16 protein-coding genes are annotated in these 20,470 nt (G+C 71.8%); 12 read left to right on the forward strand and 4 right to left on the reverse strand.

All coding sequences use genetic code 11. The annotated features are described in order from the left end of the window. The first annotated feature begins 77 nt into the window (after positions 1–77). The 6 genes from ABZ318_RS09795 (at position 78) to ABZ318_RS09820 (ending at position 6,376) form a co-directional block, all read left to right on the forward strand. Positions 78–875 (forward strand): FCD domain-containing protein, encoded by a 798-nt coding sequence (locus tag ABZ318_RS09795; RefSeq protein ID WP_356901947.1) that lies wholly within the window; start codon positions 78–80, stop codon positions 873–875. A gap of 123 nt (positions 876–998) precedes the next feature. Continuing rightward, entirely contained in the window at positions 999–2,405 is a 1,407-nt protein-coding gene (locus tag ABZ318_RS09800) for a pyridoxal-dependent decarboxylase (protein ID WP_356901948.1), read from the forward strand. A gap of 158 nt (positions 2,406–2,563) precedes the next feature. Next, positions 2,564–3,103, forward strand: coding sequence for a YbhB/YbcL family Raf kinase inhibitor-like protein (locus ABZ318_RS09805; RefSeq protein WP_356901949.1), 540 nt, complete (start codon positions 2,564–2,566; stop codon positions 3,101–3,103). A 118-nt stretch (positions 3,104–3,221) separates the two neighbouring features. Then, positions 3,222–4,118 carry an AraC family transcriptional regulator gene (locus ABZ318_RS09810; protein WP_356901950.1) on the forward strand — a complete coding sequence of 299 codons (897 nt, stop codon included), beginning with the start codon at positions 3,222–3,224 and terminating at the stop codon, positions 4,116–4,118. A gap of 73 nt (positions 4,119–4,191) precedes the next feature. Further along, positions 4,192–4,698: a DinB family protein gene (locus ABZ318_RS09815; RefSeq protein WP_356901951.1), complete on the forward strand. Its 507-nt coding sequence runs from the start codon at positions 4,192–4,194 to the stop codon at positions 4,696–4,698. Positions 4,699–4,861: 163 nt separating this feature from the next. After that, positions 4,862–6,376 carry a DHA2 family efflux MFS transporter permease subunit gene (locus tag ABZ318_RS09820; RefSeq protein ID WP_356901952.1) on the forward strand — a complete coding sequence of 505 codons (1,515 nt, stop codon included), beginning with the start codon at positions 4,862–4,864 and terminating at the stop codon, positions 6,374–6,376. Positions 6,377–6,538: 162 nt separating this feature from the next. On the opposite strand, the gene ABZ318_RS09825 is transcribed toward ABZ318_RS09820, so the two are convergent. Next, positions 6,539–8,041 (reverse strand): SulP family inorganic anion transporter, encoded by a 1,503-nt coding sequence (locus ABZ318_RS09825; protein ID WP_356901953.1) that lies wholly within the window; start codon positions 8,039–8,041, stop codon positions 6,539–6,541. 312 nt (positions 8,042–8,353) lie between these two features. On the opposite strand from ABZ318_RS09825, the gene ABZ318_RS09830 reads away from it, so the two are divergent. Next, complete coding sequence (locus ABZ318_RS09830) at positions 8,354–8,722, forward strand: PRC-barrel domain-containing protein (protein WP_356901954.1); 369 nt, start codon at positions 8,354–8,356, stop codon at positions 8,720–8,722. A gap of 152 nt (positions 8,723–8,874) precedes the next feature. Beyond that, positions 8,875–9,084 (forward strand): hypothetical protein, encoded by a 210-nt coding sequence (locus ABZ318_RS09835; protein ID WP_356901955.1) that lies wholly within the window; start codon positions 8,875–8,877, stop codon positions 9,082–9,084. A gap of 122 nt (positions 9,085–9,206) precedes the next feature. Here ABZ318_RS09835 and ABZ318_RS09840 read toward each other — a convergent pair whose 3' ends face one another. Further along, the gene (locus tag ABZ318_RS09840; protein WP_356901956.1) at positions 9,207–10,937 is read right to left on the reverse strand and encodes a thiamine pyrophosphate-dependent enzyme; all 1,731 of its coding nucleotides are present in this window, start codon (positions 10,935–10,937) and stop codon (positions 9,207–9,209) included. A 32-nt stretch (positions 10,938–10,969) separates the two neighbouring features. Further along, a complete protein-coding gene (locus ABZ318_RS09845; protein WP_356901957.1) occupies positions 10,970–12,562 on the reverse strand; it encodes an FMN-binding glutamate synthase family protein in 1,593 nt (530 codons plus the stop codon). Between the two features lie 365 nt (positions 12,563–12,927). On the opposite strand from ABZ318_RS09845, the gene ABZ318_RS09850 reads away from it, so the two are divergent. Further along, positions 12,928–13,089 (forward strand): DUF5670 family protein, encoded by a 162-nt coding sequence (locus tag ABZ318_RS09850; protein WP_030690925.1) that lies wholly within the window; start codon positions 12,928–12,930, stop codon positions 13,087–13,089. 101 nt (positions 13,090–13,190) lie between these two features. Here the strand turns inward: ABZ318_RS09850 and ABZ318_RS09855 are convergent, their stop codons facing one another. Next, positions 13,191–13,418 (reverse strand): DUF5133 domain-containing protein, encoded by a 228-nt coding sequence (locus ABZ318_RS09855; RefSeq protein WP_356901958.1) that lies wholly within the window; start codon positions 13,416–13,418, stop codon positions 13,191–13,193. A gap of 288 nt (positions 13,419–13,706) precedes the next feature. On the opposite strand from ABZ318_RS09855, the gene ABZ318_RS09860 reads away from it, so the two are divergent. From ABZ318_RS09860 to ABZ318_RS09870, 3 genes are all read left to right on the forward strand, one after another. Continuing rightward, positions 13,707–17,459, forward strand: a complete 3,753-nt coding sequence (locus ABZ318_RS09860) for a HAMP domain-containing protein (RefSeq protein ID WP_356901959.1) — start codon at positions 13,707–13,709, stop codon at positions 17,457–17,459. 177 nt (positions 17,460–17,636) lie between these two features. Beyond that, complete coding sequence (locus ABZ318_RS09865; RefSeq protein ID WP_356901993.1) at positions 17,637–20,033, forward strand: SpoIIE family protein phosphatase; 2,397 nt, start codon at positions 17,637–17,639, stop codon at positions 20,031–20,033. A 48-nt stretch (positions 20,034–20,081) separates the two neighbouring features. Then, entirely contained in the window at positions 20,082–20,450 is a 369-nt protein-coding gene (locus tag ABZ318_RS09870; RefSeq protein WP_356901960.1) for an STAS domain-containing protein, read from the forward strand. The last annotated feature ends 20 nt before the right edge of the window (positions 20,451–20,470 follow it).

Below are 20,470 nucleotides of genomic sequence, written 5' to 3' on the forward strand. Positions count from 1 at the left end.
ACTGTCAATAGGGTTCGGCGCGATCCCAATAGACTGGTCGGACGGAGCCGACCGGAATCCAGAGGCGAGGGGCAGGCATGGGCGGGACGAGCGCGAGCCGGAACGACGAGGCGGGCAAGCGGAACGAGAAGGAGGCGAACGGCGCCGGCCCCCGGCAGGCGCCCTCGCACGCGGTCGTGGCCGACGCGCTGCGCCAGCGGATCGCGCTCGGCGGCTTCGGTCCCGGGGACAGGCTGCCGACCGAGCGGGACCTCGCCGCGGTCTTCGGAGTCGGCCGCAACACGGTCCGCCAGGCCGTACGGGAACTCGCCGAGGAGGGGCTCGTCGTCACGACCCTGGGCCGCTCCGGCGGCACCCGGGTCGCACCGGCGCCCCGGAGCGGCCGCGACGGCAGGGCGACGATCGCCGCCGGCATCCGCGCCTCCCTGCGCGACTACATGGAGTACCGCCAGGCCATCGAGCCGTTCGCGGCCCGCCTCGCCGCCGAGCGGGGCGCGGCGGCGAGCAGGCGCGGGCTCGTCGAGATGCTGGAGACGAAGGTCGCCGACCTCGGCGAGTATCACCGCGTGGACACCCGGTTCCACCTCGGCGTCGCCGAGGCCGGCGGCAACGAGGTGCTCGCGGAGGCCGTCACGCGGGCGCGCACCGAGATGTTCGTGGCCGGCAACGCGCTCTGGCTGGGGTCGGACTGGACCCCGGTCTACCCGACCGGCCGGGACTTCGGACGTGCGTTCCGCGAGGAGCACGAGGCGATCGCCCTGGCGGTCCTGTCGGGCGACGGTGACACGGCCGAGCGCCGGATGCGGGAGCACCTGAAGGAGTCGCACCGGCAGTTCCTGGTCCTCCTGGACCAGTTCGCCTCGACCTCCGACTGAGGGGTTCCTCTCCCCGGCGGGCGGCGGCCGGGATCCGGTTGACGAGCGCTCGGGGCGCCGCCTAAGGTCCTAATTGGATCCGACGCGGATCCAATTAGTCGCTCGTTCCCACAGGAGCCCGCCGTGCACGCTTACGATGAGGACCTCACCCAGCAGGTCATGGGCCATCTTCTCGACCGGCTCCGCCTCGACCCTCCGCCGCTGGGCCGGCTCGGAGAGCACGAGGAGCTCGCCCTGGCGCTCAAGGACGCCATCGGCACGGGGCCGCGCCGCCCGGCCGACGTGCTGCGGACCTACACGGACGCGCTGGAGCCGACGGTCGTCTCCTGCGATCACCCCGCCTTCCTCGCGTTCATCCCCGGCGCTCCGACGAAAGCCGCCGCTCTGTTCGACATGGTCCTCTCGGCCTCGTCCCTCCACGGCGTGTCCTGGCTGGAGGCCTCGGGCGCCGTCGCCGCGGAGAACCAGGTCCTGCGCCTCTTCGCCGACCTGGCGGGGATGCCGCAGGGCGCCGGAGGGTGCTTCGTCAGCGGCGGTTCCGCCGGCAACCTCTCCGCCCTGATCGTGGCCCGCGACACCGGCAGGCACCGCCTCGGCCTGGCAGCGACGGCACCCGTCAGGATCGCCGTGAGCGACCAGGTCCATTCCTCCGTCGGCAACACCCTGCGGATCATCGGCGTCGAACCGCTCGTCGTTCCGACCTCGGACCACCGGCTCACCGGCGCGGCCCTCGCCGCGGCACTCCAGACGGCCTCGGCCGACGGCGGTGCCCCCGTCGTGGCCGTCGTCGCCACCGCCGGCACCACCAACGCCGGCATCATCGACGACCTCGGCGGCGTCGCGGAGCAGGCCCGGGCCCACGAGCTGTGGCTGCACATAGACGCCGCCTACGGCGGTGCCGCCCTGTTCGTACCGGAACTCCGCGCGCGCCTGCGCGGCATCGAGCACGCCGACTCACTGGTCGTCGACCCGCACAAGTGGATGTTCGCGCCGTTCGACTGCGGGGCCCTCCTGTACCGGGAGCCGCACCTCGCACGCGCCGTGCACACCCAGGACGCGTCCTACCTCGACGCGATCCACGGTGCGGACGGAGCCGACCACGACACGGACTGGAACCCCAGCGACTACGCCTACCACCTCACCCGGCGCCCGCGCGGCCTGCCCCTGTGGTTCTCGCTCGCCGTCCACGGCACCGACGCCTACCGGGACGCCGTGGCGCGGGGCGCCGAGATCGCCCGGTACACCGCCCGCCTCGTCGAGGCGACCGACGGCCTCCACCTGCTCCGCGAGCCCGAGCTGACGGTCGTCCTGATCCGCCGCGCCGGCTGGCGGTCCGAGGACTACTACGCGTGGTCCAAGCGCCTCCTCGCCTCCGGCCTCGCGTTCGTCACCCCCAGCGTCTGGGAGGGCGAGACCGTCGCCCGTCTGGCGTTCCTGCACCCGGGAATCACCGAGGAGACGGTCCGAACGATCATCGCGTCCCTCGCGGACGAGTCCGGCCGCGGCCCCGGTGTGCCGGAGCGGCCGTAGCGCCCCTCCGCAGCCGCGGGAATTCGGGGACTCGTTCACAAAGATGGCGACTCCTTGCACGATTCTCTCGCCGACCGGTCGCCGTCACTCGGTGCGTGGTCAGATGGCGATCATGCCCGTTCGGGCGATGTCATCGAGAGCATGAAGAGGGATCAGGAATGAGCGACCCCATGAACCGGCGTCCGCTGCCGCATGATTTCCACCCGCCGGTGCCCGAGCTGTCGGTCAGCAGCGAGGACCTGACGGACGGTGGGATCCTGCCGGACGCGCACGTGTACGCGAAGGGGAACTCCTCACCGCAGCTGAGCTGGTCGGCAGGGCCGGCGGGCACCCGTGGCTACGCGGTCACCTGCTACGACCCGGACGCGCCGACCGGCAGCGGGTTCTGGCACTGGACGGTCTTCGACATCCCGGCGGACGTCACCGAACTGCCGGCCGGAGCCGGGACCGGGAACTTCGAGGGGCTGCCCGCGGGTGTCCTGCAAGCCCGGAACGACTACGGCAGCAGGGACTTCGGCGGAGCCGCGCCGCCGCCGGGGGACGGACCGCACCGCTATGTGTTCACGGTCTACGCCGTGGACCAGGAGAAGCTGGGACCGGATGCGGACGCGTCGCCGGCACTCGTCGGCTTCCACCTCCGGTTCCACGCCGTCGCCCGCGGCCGGCTGATCGCCGAGTACGAGAACACCGGAGAGTAGGAGCCCACGGTGCGGGAGCGGCCCGCGCTTCGTGGGGCGTCCGCACGATCTTCGCGTGTTCTTGCACGATCCTCTCTCCAGCGGGGAGGAACGTGTCAGCCCGTGATGGGATGGGCGCATGTCCCTCGACGAGCTGCGCGACCTGCTGGAGCGGCACGCGCGACCTGACCAGACCACGGCCATCGACGGCGTCCGGATCTGCCGGGCCGACCCGGGCGACGAGCCGGAGTACTCGATGTCCGGCGTGATGCTGGCCGTCATCGCGCAGGGCGGCAAACGGCTCGCGCTCGGCGAGCGGGTGTACGAGTACGGGGTCGGCCAGTACCTGGTCACCTCGGCCGATCTGCCGGTGACCGGACGCGTCGCACCCGGCGGGCGGGAACTCGGTTTCGGGATGACGCTGGAGCCCGCCGTCATCGCGGAGTTGATGCTCCAGGCAGGCCCGGGCGACCTGCCGCGCCCGACCGGGTCGCCCCGGCCGGGGATCATGGTCAGCGAGGCCTCGGCGGAACTGATCGACGCGATCGTCCGCCTGCTCCGCCTGCTGGACCGGCCGCGTGACCGCCGGGTGCTGGTCCCCTTGGCCAAGCGCGAGATCCTGTGGCGGCTGATGACAGGGGAGCAGGGCGAGGCGGTCCGCCAGCTGGGCCTCGCGGACAGCAGCCTGCACCACATCACCCGCGCGGTCGACTGGATCCGGGACAACTACACCGAGGCCTTCAGGGTCGAGGACCTGGCACGTTCTTCCGGGATGAGCGTCTCCGCGTTCCACCGGAACTTCCAGTCGGTGACGGCGATGAGCCCGATCCAGTTCCAGAAGCAGATCCGATTGCAGGCGGCGCGGCTCCTGCTGGCCAACCGCCCGCACGACGTCACCGGCGTCGGCCACCGGGTGGGATACGACAGCCCTTCGCAGTTCAGCCGCGAGTACAAGCGCCAGTTCGGCGTACCACCGAGCATCGACGCGGCACGCACGCGCGCCCGCGTCGACCACGCAACCGCCGTCGTGCCTTAGGGGGCGTCTTGCCGACCGGGCCGATCGATAATTGCCTCGACAGCGGGCGCGGTGATCGGGGACGCTTCGCGCGATGACCAGAATCGACGACACACCGCCCGCGTGGGACGAGCGCACCCAGCTCACCACGTTCCTCGACTACGCACGTGACACCGCCCGCGCCAAGTGCGAGGGCGTCTCCGCCGAGAACGCGCGCAAGGCGCTTCTGCCGGGCTCGCCGCTGATGACCATGAGCGGGGTGATCAACCACCTCCGCTGGGTCGAGTACTACTGGTTCCAGGTGGTCTTCCTCGGCGAGGAGAACCGGGGCCCCTGGACCGACGAGGACCCCGACCGCGAGATGCGCATCGCCGTCGACTTCCCGCTCACGCAACTGCTCGACGAGTACGCGGAACAGAGCGCCCGCTACCGCGAACTGGTCGCCGGGCACGGCCTGGACGAGCGGGCCCAGGGAACCATCCGCAACGGCCTCCACGTCGACCTGCGCTGGATCCTCCTCCACCTCACCGAGGAGACGGCCCGCCACAATGGCCACCTGGACATCCTGCGCGAGATGCTCGACGGCACGACCGGCGACTAGGACGTTCTGCGGAACCCCGCGGGGCCGGCCCCGTTCCGGTCGGGGCCGTGTCGTAAATGGGTTGAGCCTCGGCGGTGGTGCCGGGAGGATCGGGGGACACCGATGAGTTCTTCCCGGCGCTGCGGTCTGTCAGTGTGACCCGCCCCGAGCGGAGGACACTCACATGACGGAAGGCACCATGCTCGCACCCCACGCGCCGCCCACGCTCCCCGCCGCCCGTGTCACCGCCGTGCTGCGGATACTCGTGTTGTCCACCTTCGTCGTCCTCCTCAACGAGACGATCATGGTCAACGCGATCCCGCGGCTCATGCGCGAGTTCGAGGTCACCGCGGCAGCCGCGGGGTGGCTGTCCACCTCCTTCATGCTCACCATGGCCGTCGTCATCCCGGTGACGGGATGGTTCCTCCAGCGTGTGACGACCCGGACCGCCTTCGGCCTCGCCATGGCGCTCTTCCTCACCGGCACGGCTCTGGCCGCGGCCGCACCCGCCTTCCCCGTGCTGCTGGCCGCCCGTGTCATCCAGGCCGGCGGCACCGCCGTCATGATGCCCCTGCTCATGACGACGCTGATGACCCTCGTGCCCCCGCACGACCGCGGCCGGGTCATGGGCAACATCACCCTCGTCATCTCCGTCGCCCCCGCCCTCGGCCCCGCGGCCTCCGGCGTGCTGCTGCAACTGGGGACGTGGCGCCTGCTGTTCCTTGCCGTGCTGCCCATCGCCGGAGCCATGGCCCTCTTCGGCCGGCGCCAACTGGTCAACATCGGCGAGCCGCAGGCCGGCCCCATCGACTGGTTGTCCGTCCCCCTGGCGGCGACGGGCTTCGGCGCCCTCGTCTACGGCCTGAGCGGGCTCGGTGCCGAAGGCTCGGCCCAGGCCCCCGTGTCCCCGGTGGTCACGACCGTGGCCGGCGCCGTGCTGGTGGGCCTGTTCGTATGGCGACAGCTGGCCCTGCAGCGCTCGTCCACACCGCTGCTCGACCTGCGCACCCTGACGTACCGGCACTTCTCCGTGGCGCTCGGCCTGATGTGCCTGTCCTTCATGGCCCTCATGGGCGGGTTCATCCTGCTGCCGATCTACCTGCAGGAGGTGTCCGGCCTGACCTCGCTGCAGACCGGGCTGCTCCTCATCCCCGGCGGCCTGACCATGGGCCTGCTCGGACCGCAGGTCGGCAAGCTCTACGACCGGCTCGGCGCACCACGCCTGGTCGTACCCGGAGCCACGCTCACCGCGGTCTGCCTCGCCCTGTTCGCCCTCACGGGAGAACAGACCTCGCCGTGGCTGGTGCTCGCCCTTCACGTGGCTCTGAGCGTCGGCATGGCGTTCGTGTTCACCCCCGTCTTCACCTCGGGCCTGTCCGTACTGCCACCGCACCTCTACCCCCACGGCTCCGCCATCCTGGGCTCGCTCCAGCAGGTCGCGGCCGCCGCCGGCACCGCCCTGGTCATCAGCGTCATGTCGGGCCACGCCGCCACGGCGGCAGCCGGCGGCGCCGACGCCACCGGCGCCCTGGCGACGGGCATCCGGTGGGGCTTCGGCGTCGGCGCCGCGATCGGCGGACTGACCGTGCTGGTCGCGCTGCTGGTCCGCACCCCGCCCGCCCCGCCGCAGCCCGCCGGGTCGGAGGTCCAGGACGGGGACGGCACCACGGACAAGACCGCCCAGTCGCCCGCCTGCTGACGCCGGTCGGCGCACCGCGGTCCGGAGCTCGGGGCCTGCCCGCGGTGCCCTCGTCCGTCGAGCGTACGAGCGCGGGCGCCGAGCGTACGGGCGCGGGCGCCGAGCGTACGGGCGCGGGCCGGCCCCGCGGCCCGCGCCGAGTGCCGTGCGCGGGTCCCGGCGTCAGCCCGCCGCGGTGAGTTCACCGCTGAGGGAGCCGTGCAGGCTGGCGCTGGGCCCGTTGAGCCCCGTGATCTCCACCGTCTTGCCACGCTGGGCGTAACGGTGCTCGATCGCGTCGAGCGCCGCCACCGAGGAGGCGTCCCAGACGTGGGCGGCGGAGAGGTCGATGACGACCCTGTCGGGGTCGCCGGCGTAGTCGAAGCGGCCGACGAGCTCGTTGGACGAGGCGAAGAACAGCTGGCCGGTGACCGAGTAGACGACCTGGCCGCCGTCGGGGTCGACGACCGCGGTGACGTCCGCGAGCCGGGCGACGCGCTTGGCGAAGACGACCATCGCGGTGACGGACCCCGTGACCACGCCCACGGCGAGGTTGTGGGTGGCGACCACGCACACCACGGTGACGACCATGACGGTGATCTCGCCCGCGGGCATCCGCTTCAGCGTCCTGGGCGCCACGGAGTGCCAGTCGAAGGTCGCGAAGCAGACCATGACCATGACGGCGACCAGGGCGGCCATCGGGATGTCGGAGACGACCGGTCCGAAGACGATGCACAGCACCATCAGGAACACGCCCGCCAGGAAGGTGGACAGGCGGGTCCGGGCGCCGGAGACCTTCACGTTGATCATGGTCTGACCGATCATGGCGCAGCCGCCCATGCCTCCGAAGAAGCCGGTGACGATGTTCGCGATGCCCTGCCCGACGGCCTCCCGGGCCTTCGACGAGCGGGTGTCGGTGATCTCGTCGACGAGCTGCGCCGTCATCAGGGACTCCATCAGCCCGACGAGCGCCATGGCGAAGGCGTACGGGGCGACGGTGGCCAAGGTGTCGAGCGTGAAGGGTACGTCGGGCAACCCGGGGACGGGCAGCGAGGACGGCAGCGCGCCCTTGTCGCCGACGGTCGGCACGGTGATGCCCGCGGCGACGGTGACCACCGTGAGGATCGCGATCGAGACCAGCGGGGCCGGGACCGCGGTGGTGATCCTCGGGAACAGGACCATGAGGGCCAGACCGGCCGCGAAGAGGGGGTACACGGCCCACGGCACGTGCCGCAGCTGCGGGACCTGGGCCATGAACACCAGGATCGCCAGGGAATTGACGAAACCGACCATCACCGAGCGCGGGATGAACCGCATCAGCCTGCCCACGCCCAGCGCGCCCAGCACGATCTGGAAGACGCCGGCCAGGATGACCGCCGCCACCAGATACCCGAAGCCGTACTGCCGGTTGAGCGGGGCGATGACCAGGGCCACCGCCCCCGTGGCGGCGGAGATCATCGCGGGCCGGCCGCCGACGACGGCGATCGTGACCGCCATCGTGAAGGAGGCGAACAGGCCGATCGCCGGATCCACCCCGGCGATGATCGAGAAGGAGATCGCCTCCGGGATCAGGGCCAGCGCGACCACCAGGCCGGCCAGCACTTCGGTACGCAGCACCTTCGGCGACAGCCGGGACGGGCGCAAGGAGCGCAGCCGCGCGGGTACGGAAACAGTGAAATCGGGCAAGGCGGACAAACCTGTCGGGCGGGCACACCGCCGGCGAACAGGCGAGCGTACGGGGGAGACGGAACGATCCTCCACGGTACCGGCGCTACGGCCAGGCGGACGACGACCCCTGGGGGGAGGGGGCGCATGACGTACGACGAGGGCCCGGCCCGGCGGATCGGGGAGCAGCCCGGCGGCCGCCACGGGCGCATGGGTCGTCGAAGCCGGGGCAGGCGGAGCTCAAGCGGGCCGAGCCCGCGGTGAAACACACGGAAGAGAAGGACGGCCGCGATCCTGCCGGCCGTCCTCGTCCACCGAAGGAGTTGTTTTCGCGTGACTGAGCACGTGTGGAGCTACAAGTCGACCGCGGGCCATCTGGCCGGCACCGATCTGACCGGCTACAAGGTCGAGGCGATCGACGGCGGCATCGGGAAGGTGGACAAGCACTCCGACGAGGTCGACGACGCCTATCTGGTCGTGGACACCGGAGTCTGGATCTTCGGCAAGGAGGTCCTCCTTCCGGCCTCCACCGTGGTCCGCGTCGACGTGGACGACCGGAAGATCTTCGTCGACCGGACGAAGGAACAGATCAAGGACGCTCCCGAGTTCCACCGTGAAAAGCACCTCGACGACCCCGAATACCGCCACGAACTGGGCACCTATTACGGAATGGGAGGCCCTTTCGGAGGCGGAGTGCTCTGAACCCGGTGCGAAGGGAGGGCCCGGACTCGATGAGTTCGGGCCCTCCCTTCGTGCTTTTCCCGGTCCGGGGAGAACGGTCGAAAGCGGCCGGGGGTCGATCACCGGCCGGCGGGTAGCAGGGGTGTGTACGTGAAAAGACGAGGAGGAGAGGCATGTCCCGGGAGAAGCGTGATCGGGCGCAGGACGGGGGCCACCCGAAGACCGCTGTCGAGGAGGTCCTCCAGGAGGTCGAGGAGGCGGAGACGGATCCGAGGGAGGACGACGACCGGGGCGGCGAGGCGGCCGACGCCCTTTCCCCCAGCCGAAGCGCGCAGGAGGACGCCCGGCGGCGGGCGAGCGGGGCGGATCCGGAGAACGACTGAGCGGACGGCGGAGCCCTTCGCCGTGTCTCCGGCTGTCCTCGGCGGCGCCCCTCGACGACGCTCCTCGGCCGGGGACGGAGCCCGCGCTCCGTCCCCGGCCGAGGAACACCTGGCAGCACCGCTCACCCGTCGCCCGACGGCAGGTTCTCCTTGATCTTGGCGATGGCGAAGCCCCAGCCCTGGGACACCGTCGGCTTGCCGGGCACGGCCACTTCGGCGGGGTTGGTCACCACGTCCAGGAGCACCGGTCCGGGGTCGGCGAGCGCCCGGCGCACGGCCTCGTCCAGCTCCGCCGGATCGGTGACACGGATGCCGCGGATCCCGAGGGCCTCGGCCACCGCGGCGAAGTCCGGGTTGTCGAGAACCGTCCCGAACTCGGGAAGCCCCGCCTGTTCCTGTTCGAGCTTGACCATGCCGAGACGGCGGTTGTCGAAGACCACGAGCTTGACCGGGAGCCGCTCGGACCGGATGGTCATGAGGTCGCCCAGCAGCATGCTCAGGCCGCCGTCGCCGCAGAAGGCCACGACCTGGCGGTCCGGCGCCCACAGCTGGGAGCCGATGGCCTGGGGCATGGCGTTGGCCATGGAGCCGAGGTTGTACGAGCCGATCAGCCGGCGGCTGCCCCGCATCCTGACGAAACGCGACAGCCAGACCGTGGCCATGCCGGTGTCGGAGGTGAAGATCGCGTCGTCGGCCGCGTGACGGTCCACCGCGGCCGCCAGCGCCTCCGGGCGGATCTCCTCGGACCGGTTGTCGAACACCGCCCGCACCCGCCCGAGGAGACGCTTGTCGTGGGCGGGGTCGGCCAGGTCCGCCTGGCCCTCCTGCCACCGCAGGAAGCGCTCGCGGGCCTCGTCGAGGTGGGACCGTGACTCGACCGGGACGAGCAGCGGCAGCAGGGCCCGCAGCGTCGCGCCGACGTCCCCGGCCAGTCCCACGTCCACCGGGACCCGGCGGCCCAGGTGCTCCTCCCGTACGTCGATCTGCACGATCCGGCAGCCCTCCGGGTACCAGTCGCGGTAGGGGAAGTCGGTGCCCAGCAGGATCAGCGTGTCGCAGGTGTCCAGGGCGTGGGCGGCGGCCGGATTGCCGATCAGGCCCGTCTGGCCGACCTCGTACGGGTTGTCCTCCTCGAATCCCTCCTTGCCCTTGAGCGTGAGCACCATCGGCGCCGCGAGGAGCTCGGCGGTGCGCAGCACCTCCTCGCGGGAGTCCCGGGCGCCGCGACCGACGAGCAGGGTGACCCGGGAGCCGGCGGCGATCGCCTCCGCCGCCTCGGCCAGTGCCGGGTCGTCGGGCCGGGTCACGGCCGGGCGGGGCAGCGCGAACCGCGTCGGCCGGTCGTCCTCGACCTTCTGGTCGCCGAGGTCCCCGGGGACGGTCAGCACCGCCACGCCCCGGCGGGTCACGGCCGCGCGCACCGCGGACTCCAGCAGCCTCGGCATCTGGGCGGGGGAGGTCACCGTGGCCCGGTACACGGCCACGTCCCGGAACAGGAGGTCGTTGTCCACCTCCTGGAAGTAGTCGCCGCCCATCTCCGACAACGGCACCTGGCCGCAGATCGCCAGGACCGGGGCACCGCTCTTGGCGGCGTCGTACAACCCGTTCAGGAGGTGGACCGAGCCGGGTCCCACGGTGCCCATGCAGACCCCGAGCTCGCCTGACAGCTGGGCGTGCGCGCCGGCGGCGAAGGCCGCCGCCTCCTCGTGGCGGAAGCCGGTCCACTCGATGCCTTCCGTGACCCGGATGGCGTCGGTGAGGGGATTGAGAGCGTCGCCGACCACGCCGAAGACATGGCCGACGTCGAGGTCCGCGAGACCGTCGACGATCACCTGGGCGACGGTACGGGGCATGAGGTCTCCTTTCACGAAGGACGACGACCGGGTCACCGGAGGGTGAACCGGTCCGGGTGAGCCGCCTTCCAGTCGCCTGCCCAGGAAGGCGGGACCGATGCCGGTGCGAGGAGCTGCCCGGCTTCGAGCGGTGCGTACAGGTCGGCATGGGACCGGACGGTGTCCGGGCCGACCCGGCGCAGCAGCATCGCGGGCGTCAGGCCGCCCGGCCCGTCGACGCCCATGGCGGCCATGATCTGCAGGGCGCTCTTGACGGTCGCCTCCTGGAAGCGCTGGACGCGGCGCGCCTTGTCCTCGACGTCCAGGGCCCGGGCGCGCCGGCGGTCCTGGGTGGCGACCCCGACGGGGCAGGTGTTGGTGTGGCAGCGCTGGGCCTGGACGCATCCGAGGGCGAACATCATGGCCCGGGCGGAGTTGGTGTAGTCGGCCCCCTGGACCAGCCGCTTGACGATGTCGCCGCCGGTGGCGACCTTGCCGGAGGCGCCGATCCGGATCCGGTCGCGCAGTCCCGTGCCGACGAGGGACCGGTGGACCGTCGTCAGGCCCTCGGTGAGGGGGAGCCCGACGGTGTCCGCGAACTCCAACGGCGCGGCCCCGGTGCCGCCTTCGGCCCCGTCGACGACGATGAAGTCGGGTGTGACGTCCTCCTCCAGCATCGCCTTGCAGACGGCGAGGAACTCGCGGCGCGATCCGACGCACAGCTTGAATCCGACCGGCTTGCCTCCGGCGAGCTCCCGCATCCGGCCCACGAAGCGCACGAGCTCCCTCGGAGTCCGGTAGACGCGGTGGTACGGAGGGGAGATCACGGTGCGGCCCTCGGGGACGCCCCGGACCGTGGCGATCTCCCGGCTGACCTTGGACCCGGGCAGCACGCCCCCGATACCGGGCTTGGCCCCCTGACTGATCTTCAGCAGGACGCAGGCGACCTGATCGAGGGCGGCCTTCTCGGCGAACCGTCGCGGGTCGAAGTCGCCGTCCTCCGTGCGGCAGCCGAAGTAGCCCGTGCCGATCTCCCAGACGAGGTCCCCACCGGGGGCCAGGTGGTGCTCCGATATCCCGCCCTCACCGGTGTCGTGGGCGAAGCCACCGCGCCGGGCGCCCTCGTTCAGGGCACGGACCGCCCGGTCCGACAGGGAGCCGAAGCTCATCGCGGACACGTTGAGCAGGGCCATGTCGTAGGGCCTGGCACAGTCGGGGCCGCCGATCCGGACCCGGGGCGGCTGCGTGGGCACCGGGCGCGGGGCCATGGAGGGGACGAGGTAGTCGGTGCCCGGTCGGTCCAGCTCCAGCTCCGTCCCGAAGGGGTCCTCGGCGTCGGTCCCCTTGGCCCGTTCGTAGACGATGGAACGCGTGTCCCGGTCGAAGGGCGCGCCGTCGACGTTCCGCTCGATGAAGTACTGCTGCACCTCGGGACGGATCCTCTCCATCGCGAACCGCAGGTGCCCCAGGAGCGGGTAGTTGCGCAGGATCGAGTGACGCCGCTGGAGCAGGTCGTACGACGCCACCGCGGCGAGCAGGAGTGCGGGGCCCGCAGCGCACCACCACCACGGGGACACCAGGACGGCCAGGAGGCCGGTGGCGAGGGCGGCGACGGCCGGGAGGCCCACGAGAAGAAGCGTCAGCATGCGGGGCCGTCTGTCCCGGATCGGCCGGGCCAAGCGTGCCGCCGGAGGACGCCCGGCGCGACGGACGAGGTTTGCGGCGGGCGGGTCCGGCGAGACGACCCTCATGAGTGCTTCGGAGAAAAGTGGACAGAACCCGTTCCGTCGGTTCGGCCCGTACGTCGTGTCCGGCCGCGTCGGCACGCCGTGCGGCGCGGACCGCGTCGTGCGGGCGGGGGAGGGGTGCACGGACACCGTGGGGCCACGCGGCCCGGTGGCCCGGCTCCTCGAACGCCGCTTGTAAGGGACGGCGGGTTCCCCTTCCCCGGCCGCCCGCACACCCCGTCCGTCTGTCCTCGAGTACGTCTCATTCCAGGAGGTCGATACGTATGGTTCCCCTGCTGCTGGTTCTTCTTCTCGCCCTGCTCCTCTTCGGTTTCGGTTTCGCGGTCAAGGCGCTCTGGTGGATCGCCGTGATCGTGCTCGTCCTGTGGCTGCTGGGCTTCGTGGCCCGGCCGAAGGGGAGCACGGGCCGCTGGTACCGCTGGTAGGCGGTCACCCACCGTGGGATCTCACCCACCACGTGGGCTCGCCCACGGCATGAGCGAGCCCGGCACCCTCCTTCCGGAGGGTGCCGGGCTCGTCCGTGTGTTCAGGCGGTCAGCACGGAGTCGTCCTCGGGGCGCGCGCCCGGCAGCCGATGGCGGGCCGCGATCAGTGCCGCATCCACGTCACGCGTACCGGTGGAGACGCACAGGGTGTACGCCAGGTCGTCCATGCGCCGCCGCACCTCGTCGCTGCCGTGCTCCGCCCGGAGCACCTCGAGGGTCTCGTACTGCTCGATGAGGTTGCGCAGGACCGCGGGATGGGCCATCAGCACGTGCTACTCCCTTCGTCGTCAGGGCGTCGACCGCCCGGCTCGACGCGCCGTGTACCCGGGCTCCGGCCCTGCATGCCGGGGAGAACGTCCCAAAGCCGGTCGACGGCGTGTTCCGGCCGCCTGACGCGGCACCGCTCTCCTCCTGTCGATCACGGAAGGGTAGGGTCGTCACCATTGCCGTACGGCAACGGTCGAGGCCGGAGCCGTCATGAGAACGCGGGCGGTACGGCATGTGAACGGGATCGAACGACCCGTGAACGGATGCCCGAAGGCGAACGAGGATGGGGCATGTCTGAGACGACGATCAAGGGCTCCTCGATCGAGGGGCGGCCGGAGCCGGGCGCGGTGGCAGAGCCCGAGCTCCGGCAGCTCCTGGCCGGTCTCACGGCGGTGCGGGACGGTGACTTCGGCACCCGCCTGCCCGACGAGACGGGCGGCCTGATGGGCGAGATCTCCACGGTCTTCAACGGGATGGTCGACCAGCTCTCCCTGTTCACCTCCGAGGTGACGCGGGTGGCCCGCGAGGTCGGCACGGAGGGGACCCTGGGCGGGCAGGCCGTGGTGCCCGGCGTCTCCGGCTCCTGGGCCGACCTGACCGACTCGGTGAACGCCATGGCCGGCAACCTCACCACCCAGGTCCGTGACATCGCCCAGGTGGCCACCGCCGTCGCCAAGGGAGACCTCTCCCAGAAGATCGACGTGGACGCGCGGGGCGAGATCCTGGAGCTGAAGAACACCATCAACACGATGGTGGACCAGCTCTCGAACTTCGCGGAGCAGGTGACCAGGGTGGCCCGGGACGTGGGCACCGAGGGCCGGCTGGGCGGCCAGGCCGAGGTGCAGGGGGTCTCCGGCACCTGGCGCGACCTGACCGACTCCGTCAACTCCATGGCGGGGAACCTCACCGCGCAGGTGAGGGCGATCGCCCATGTCGCCACCGCGGTGGCCTACGGCGACCTGTCGAAGAAGGTCGCCGTGGACGCGCGGGGCGAGATCCTGGAGCTGAAGAACACCATCAACACGATGGTGGACCAGCTCTCGTCCTTCGCCGACGAGGTGACCCGTGTCGCCCGTGAGGTGGGCACCGAGGGGCGCCTCGGCGGCCAGGCCCGGGTGCCGAACGTGGCCGGCACCTGGAAGGACCTCACCGACAACGTCAACTCCATGGCGAGCAACCTGACCGGACAGGTCCGGAACATCGCCCAGGTCACCACCGCCGTCGCCAACGGCGACCTGTCGAAGAAGATCGACGTGGACGCCCGCGGCGAGATCCTGGCGCTGAAGACGACCATCAACACGATGGTCGACCAGCTGTCCTCGTTCGCGGCCGAGGTCACCCGCGTGGCCCGGGAGGTCGGCAGCGAGGGCCGCCTCGGGGGACAGGCGGAGGTGGAGGGCGTCTCCGGCACCTGGAAGCGGCTGACCGAGAACGTCAACGAGCTGGCCGGGAACCTCACCCGACAGGTTCGAGCCATCGCGGAGGTCGCGAGCGCCGTCGCCGAGGGCGACCTGACCCGCTCGATCACCGTCGAGGCGTCGGGCGAGGTGGCCGAGCTCAAGGACAACATCAACGCGATGGTCGGCTCGCTGCGCGAGACGACGCGGGCCAACCAGGAACAGGACTGGCTGAAGTCCAGCCTGGCGCGGATCTCCGCGCTGATGCAGGGCCACCGCGACCTGGCCGTCGTCGCCGAACTCGTCATGGACGAGCTGACCCCGCTCGTGGCCGCCCAGTACGGTGCGTTCTACCTGGCCGAAGAGGGAGCGGACGGCGTCGAGCTGGGGCTCGTCGGTTCCTACGGCCGACCCGCCGGCGACCGGGGCAAGGACCGCTTCCGGCTGGGCGAGTCGCTCGTCGGACAGGCCGCCCGCAGCCGTCGCACCATCGCGGCCGAGAACGTCCCCGCCGACTACGTCACCATCTCCTCGGGACTCGGCCGGACGTCCCGGGGCAGCCTGGTGGTGCTGCCGATCGTCGTCGAGGACCAGGTGCTCGGCGTCATCGAGCTGATGTCCTTCAGCCCCTTCACCTCCGTGCACCGGGACTTCCTGGAGCAGCTCATGGAGACGGTGGGCGTCAACCTCAGCACGATCGTCGCCAACGCCCGTACCGACGAACTCCTCGACGAGTCCCAGCGGCTGGCGGGCGAACTGCGCTCCCGCACCGAGGAGCTCCAGGTGCAGCAGGAGGAACTCCAGCGCTCCAACGCCGAACTGGAGGAGAAGGCGGCCCTGCTCGCCACGCAGAACCGCGACATCGAGGCCAAGAACCTCCAGATCGAGCAGGCCCGGCAGGAACTCGAGGACCGCGCCCAGCAGCTCGCGCTGGCCTCGAAGTACAAGTCCGAGTTCCTGGCCAACATGAGCCACGAACTGCGCACCCCGCTCAACAGCCTCCTGATCCTGGCCCAGCTGCTGGCCCAGAACCCCACCCGCAACCTCACGGCCAAGCAGGTGGAGTACGCCGGCATCATCCACTCGGCCGGATCGGACCTGCTGCAGCTGATCAACGACATCCTCGACCTGTCCAAGGTGGAGGCCGGAAAGATGGACCTCAACCCGGAGCGCGTGGCGCTGCGCAGGCTTCTCGACTACGTCGAGGCCACCTTCCGCCCCCTCACCTCGCAGAAGAGCCTCGCCTTCACGGTCTCCACCGCCGCCGGCGTCCCCGTCGACCTGGTCACCGACGACTCCCGGCTCCGGCAGGTGCTGCGGAACCTGCTGTCCAACGCCGTCAAGTTCACCGAGCACGGCAGCGTCGAACTCCGCATCGAACCGGTGTCGGACGACGAGCTCCCGGCGACCGTCCACCGGGGCGGCCCGGTCGTCGCCTTCCGCGTCAAGGACACCGGCATCGGCATCGCCCGCGAGAACCTGGAGGCGATCTTCGGCGCCTTCCAGCAGGCCGACGGGACGACCAACCGGAAGTACGGCGGCACGGGCCTCGGCCTGTCCATCAGCCGCGAGATCGCCTATCTGCTCGGCGGTGCCCTCACGGTCGCCAGCACCCCCGGCGAGGGCAGCACCTTCACCCTCTACCTGCCCGTCACCCGCCCCGACTTCACGGAGCAGCCCACCCCCACCGCCCCGGCGGCGGACGGCCACGCGGACTCCCAGGCCGCGGCGCCGGACCGGGGCGAAACCCCCGCCCTTCCCATGCGCCCCGCCACCCCCTCGGCCCGGCCGACGCGGCGCCTCCTCGTGATCGAGGAACGCCCGCGCGGGCTCCTCACGCTCGTCGCCGAGAACGCCGTCACGGAACTCGCCGCCGATGACGGCCGCACCGACCGGGAGGACGTCGAACTGATCGCGGTCGTCGGCCCCCAGGAGGCCGCAGCCGCCCTGGCCACCCAGCCGTTCCACTGCGTCGTGCTCGACGTCGACATGGCGGACGGCGACGCCCTGCGCTTCCTGGACGCCATGGACGGGGACGAGGCCCTGCGCACCGTCCCCGTCCTCGCCCACAACAACCGCCGGCTCGCCGCCGACCAGGAGCGCGCCCTCCAGGAGCTGGCCCGCCGACGGCCGCTGGAGCTCCTTTCCAGCCTCGACGAACTGCGCGAGCGGATCGCCCTGCACCTGTCCGCGGAGCAGCCCGGCGATGTCGTGCCCCTGGTCCGGGGGGAACACCGGGCCCCGGAGCCGCAGGCCATCGACACCACGCTGCACGGCCGTACCGTCCTCGTGGTCGACGACGACGCCCGCAACCTCTACGCCCTCAGCGGCATCCTGGAACTGCACGGCATCAAGGTGCTGCACGCGGAGAACGGCCGGAAGGGGATCGAGGCGCTCCTCGCGCACGCGGCCGTCGACCTCGTCCTGATGGACGTGATGATGCCGGAGATGGACGGCTACACGGCGACCACGCGGATCAGGGAGATGCCGCAGTACGCGGAGCTGCCCGTCATCGCGGTCACCGCCAAGGCCATGCCGGGCGACCGGGAGAAGAGCCTCGCCGCGGGCGCCAGCGACTACGTGACCAAGCCGGTCGACGCCGATGAACTCATCGCCTGCGTCAGCCGCTGGCTGAACGACGGATAGCCCCGTGGCAGTCTCCATCAGCCCGTACCGCACCCCGTGGCCCCGTCCGTCCGGCGGCCCCGAGACCGCCCTACCCGAGGAGTCGTCGACGTGAGTGGCCCCCACCCCCGGGGCGGAGACCCGCGCTCCGGCCCCCACGGGCAGGACGTCCCGGCGCCCGAGCCGGCCGCCGTGGCCATCCCCGGCCAGACCCCTGCCACCGGTGACCGACCGCCGACGCAGGACCGCTTCACGGTCGGCCGACTGGCGGCCACGGTGGAACGGCTGCGCGGCGAGGTGCGCGCCGCGCACGCCGCGGCCGAGGGACGGGCCCTGGTCGAACTCGCCAAGGGCGTGATCGTCGAGCGCCTGGGCTGCGGCCCCGCCCAGGCGGCACGGCAACTCGCCGAGCTGGCCGACCAGGCCGGGCTCTCCCAGCTGGAACTGGCCGCCGACATCATCAACCAGGCGGCCCGTGACCGGGTCGCCGAGGCCGCCGGCGATTTCCTCAGGACCACCGTCGGCGAGTCCGGCACCCCCGGCCGGGTCTCCGGGGCGGACGCCTCGGTCGGCGTGCGCCTGCGTACGGCCGAGAGCGCGGCGCTCAGCGCGGACGACACCCAGTCCGTCGCCGAGTCGCTGCTTGCGCACGCCCTCGAACCCCTCGGCGCCGTCGCCGTGGCGATCTGGACCACCGGCCCGGACGCCTCGCTGAGCCTGCGCGGCCACGCCGGGTTCGGCTCCGACGAGGCGGCCCGCTGGCACTACGTACCGCCGGGAGTGACCACCGCGGCCCGGCAGGCGCTCACCGGCCGCCGTACGGTCTGGTACCCCTCGCTGGCGGCCGCCGGCATCCCCTCGATCGGACGCACACGCCACCCCGACGGCGGCCGGGTCGTCGTCCCCGCCGGGACCGGCGGCCGCATCCACGGCGTCCTGGAGATCTGCTGGGCCCGCCCCCTGGACCCCCAGCCCCAGGCCGTGGAGCGCCAGATCGAAGCCCTCGCCGAGCTCTGCGCCCACACGCTGGAGGCACTTCCCGCGCAGACCGCGCCGACGCGCCCCCTCGTCCCCGGCGGGGACGGACCGCTGGAACTGGCCGAACTCGCCGACGGGCTCTACGACCCCGCCCTCGTGCTGACCCCTCACCTCGACGAGGCGGGCAGGCTGGCCGATTTCCGCATCCGGCATGCCAACGCGCACTTCCAGGACCCGGCCGGCCGGCCCCGGAGCGCCGTCGACGGGGCACTGCTCCTGGAGGCGTATCCCGCGACCGCGGGCGGGAGCGAACTCTTCGAACAGATCGAGCGGGTCTACGCCACGGGCGAGCCCTTCCGCTCCCGGCGGACACGGCTGACCGCGCTCGTGGACCAGGTGCCGCTCTCCTCGCTCGCCGACATCAGCATCAGCAGGCACGGGGACAGCGTCTTCCTCATCTGGCGCATCGAGGACGAGTCGGCCCGCCTCGCCAGCCTGCTGCAGCACGCCCAGCGGCTCGGCCGTGTCGGCGCCTTCGAGGAGGACGTCCTCACCGGAGAGATCACCTGGAACGGCCAGCTCTTCGACCTCTTCGGCCGGGAGAAGACGGAACCGCCCGTCTCCCTGCGCGACCTGGCGGCGCACGTCCATCCCGACGACGCCGACACCATCCGGCGTTTCCTCCACTCCGTCCTGCACCAGCGACGGGCGGGCTCCACGGCCTTCCGTCTGCTGCGCCTGGACGGGGTCACGCGGCACATCCGGGTGATCGCCGAACCCGCCCTGGGCGCCGACGGCCGGCTCCAGGCGGTCCGGGGCGCCTACCAGGACATCTCGGCGCAGCACTGGACCGAGGTCGCCCTCACGGCCACCCGCGACCGTCTCGTCGCCACGGAGGAGGAGGCGGCGGAACGCAACCGGCTCACCCTCCAGCTCCAGCACGCCATCATGCCCCCGGCCAAACCGCCGCTCGACGCGCCGGGGCTCGACGTCGCCGTGCGCTACCGCCCGGCCGAGACCGAGTCCCTGGTCGGCGGCGACTGGTACGACGCCGTCGTGCTGCCGTCCAAGAAGGTGCTCCTGTGCGTCGGGGACGTCGCGGGCCACGGCGTGGAGGCCGCCACCGAGATGGTCGTCCTGCGCAACGCCCTGCGCGGCCTCGCCGTCACCGGCGCGGGGCCGGGACAGCTGCTGTCCTGGCTGAACAGCGTCGCCCACCACCTCACGGCCCATGTCACGGCCACCGCCGTCTGCGGGATCTACGACCCCGAGAGCCGCACGCTGCGCTGGGCCCGGGCGGGGCACCTCCCGCCGGTGCTCGTCCGGGGGAGCGAGGCGGCCGGCCTGCCGCTGCTCCGGGGGCTGCTGCTCGGGGCCCTCGCCGACGCCGAGTACGAGGAGGCGGAGCTCCGGCTCGAACCCGGCGACACCGTGCTGATGTACACCGACGGTCTCGTCGAGCGGCGGGACACCTCCGTCCACGACTCCGTCGCCCAGCTGCTGGCCACCGCCCAGCTGCCGGCCGACGGTCTCGAACGACGACTGGACCTGCTGCTGTCGCGCAGCAAGTCGGACACGGACGACGACACGTGTCTGATCGGTGTCCAGGTGACCTGATCGCCGACCGCCCCACCGCCCGTCCCCCCACAGTGGAAAGCAGGGAACATGTCCGAGCGAGAACCGAACCTGAACGTCGACGTCACGATCCGCGACACCGGCACGGCGGTGCTGTCCCTGGGGGGCGAGCTCGACATGGAGACCGCTCAGCTGCTCGACGACCACCTGGCGGAACAGCTCCGGCGGGGACGGGCCCGCCTCGTCCTCGATCTGTCCGCGCTGGGCTTCATGGACTCGTCCGGCCTGAACGTCCTGATCAGGGCTGTTCACAAGGCACGCGCCCTCGGAGGAGACCTGTATCTTGCCGCGCCGACATCGCCGGTGCGACGCATCCTGGAGATCACCGGAGTGACGACCACGATCCCGCCGCACGCCGGCGTGGCCGAGGCGCTGGCCGCGGCCGGCGGCGCGAGATAGACGAAGGGCGGTGCGGCCCT

The sequence above is a fragment of the Streptomyces sp. NPDC006197 genome, assembly GCF_040613865.1.
GTDB lineage: Bacteria > Actinomycetota > Actinomycetes > Streptomycetales > Streptomycetaceae > Streptomyces.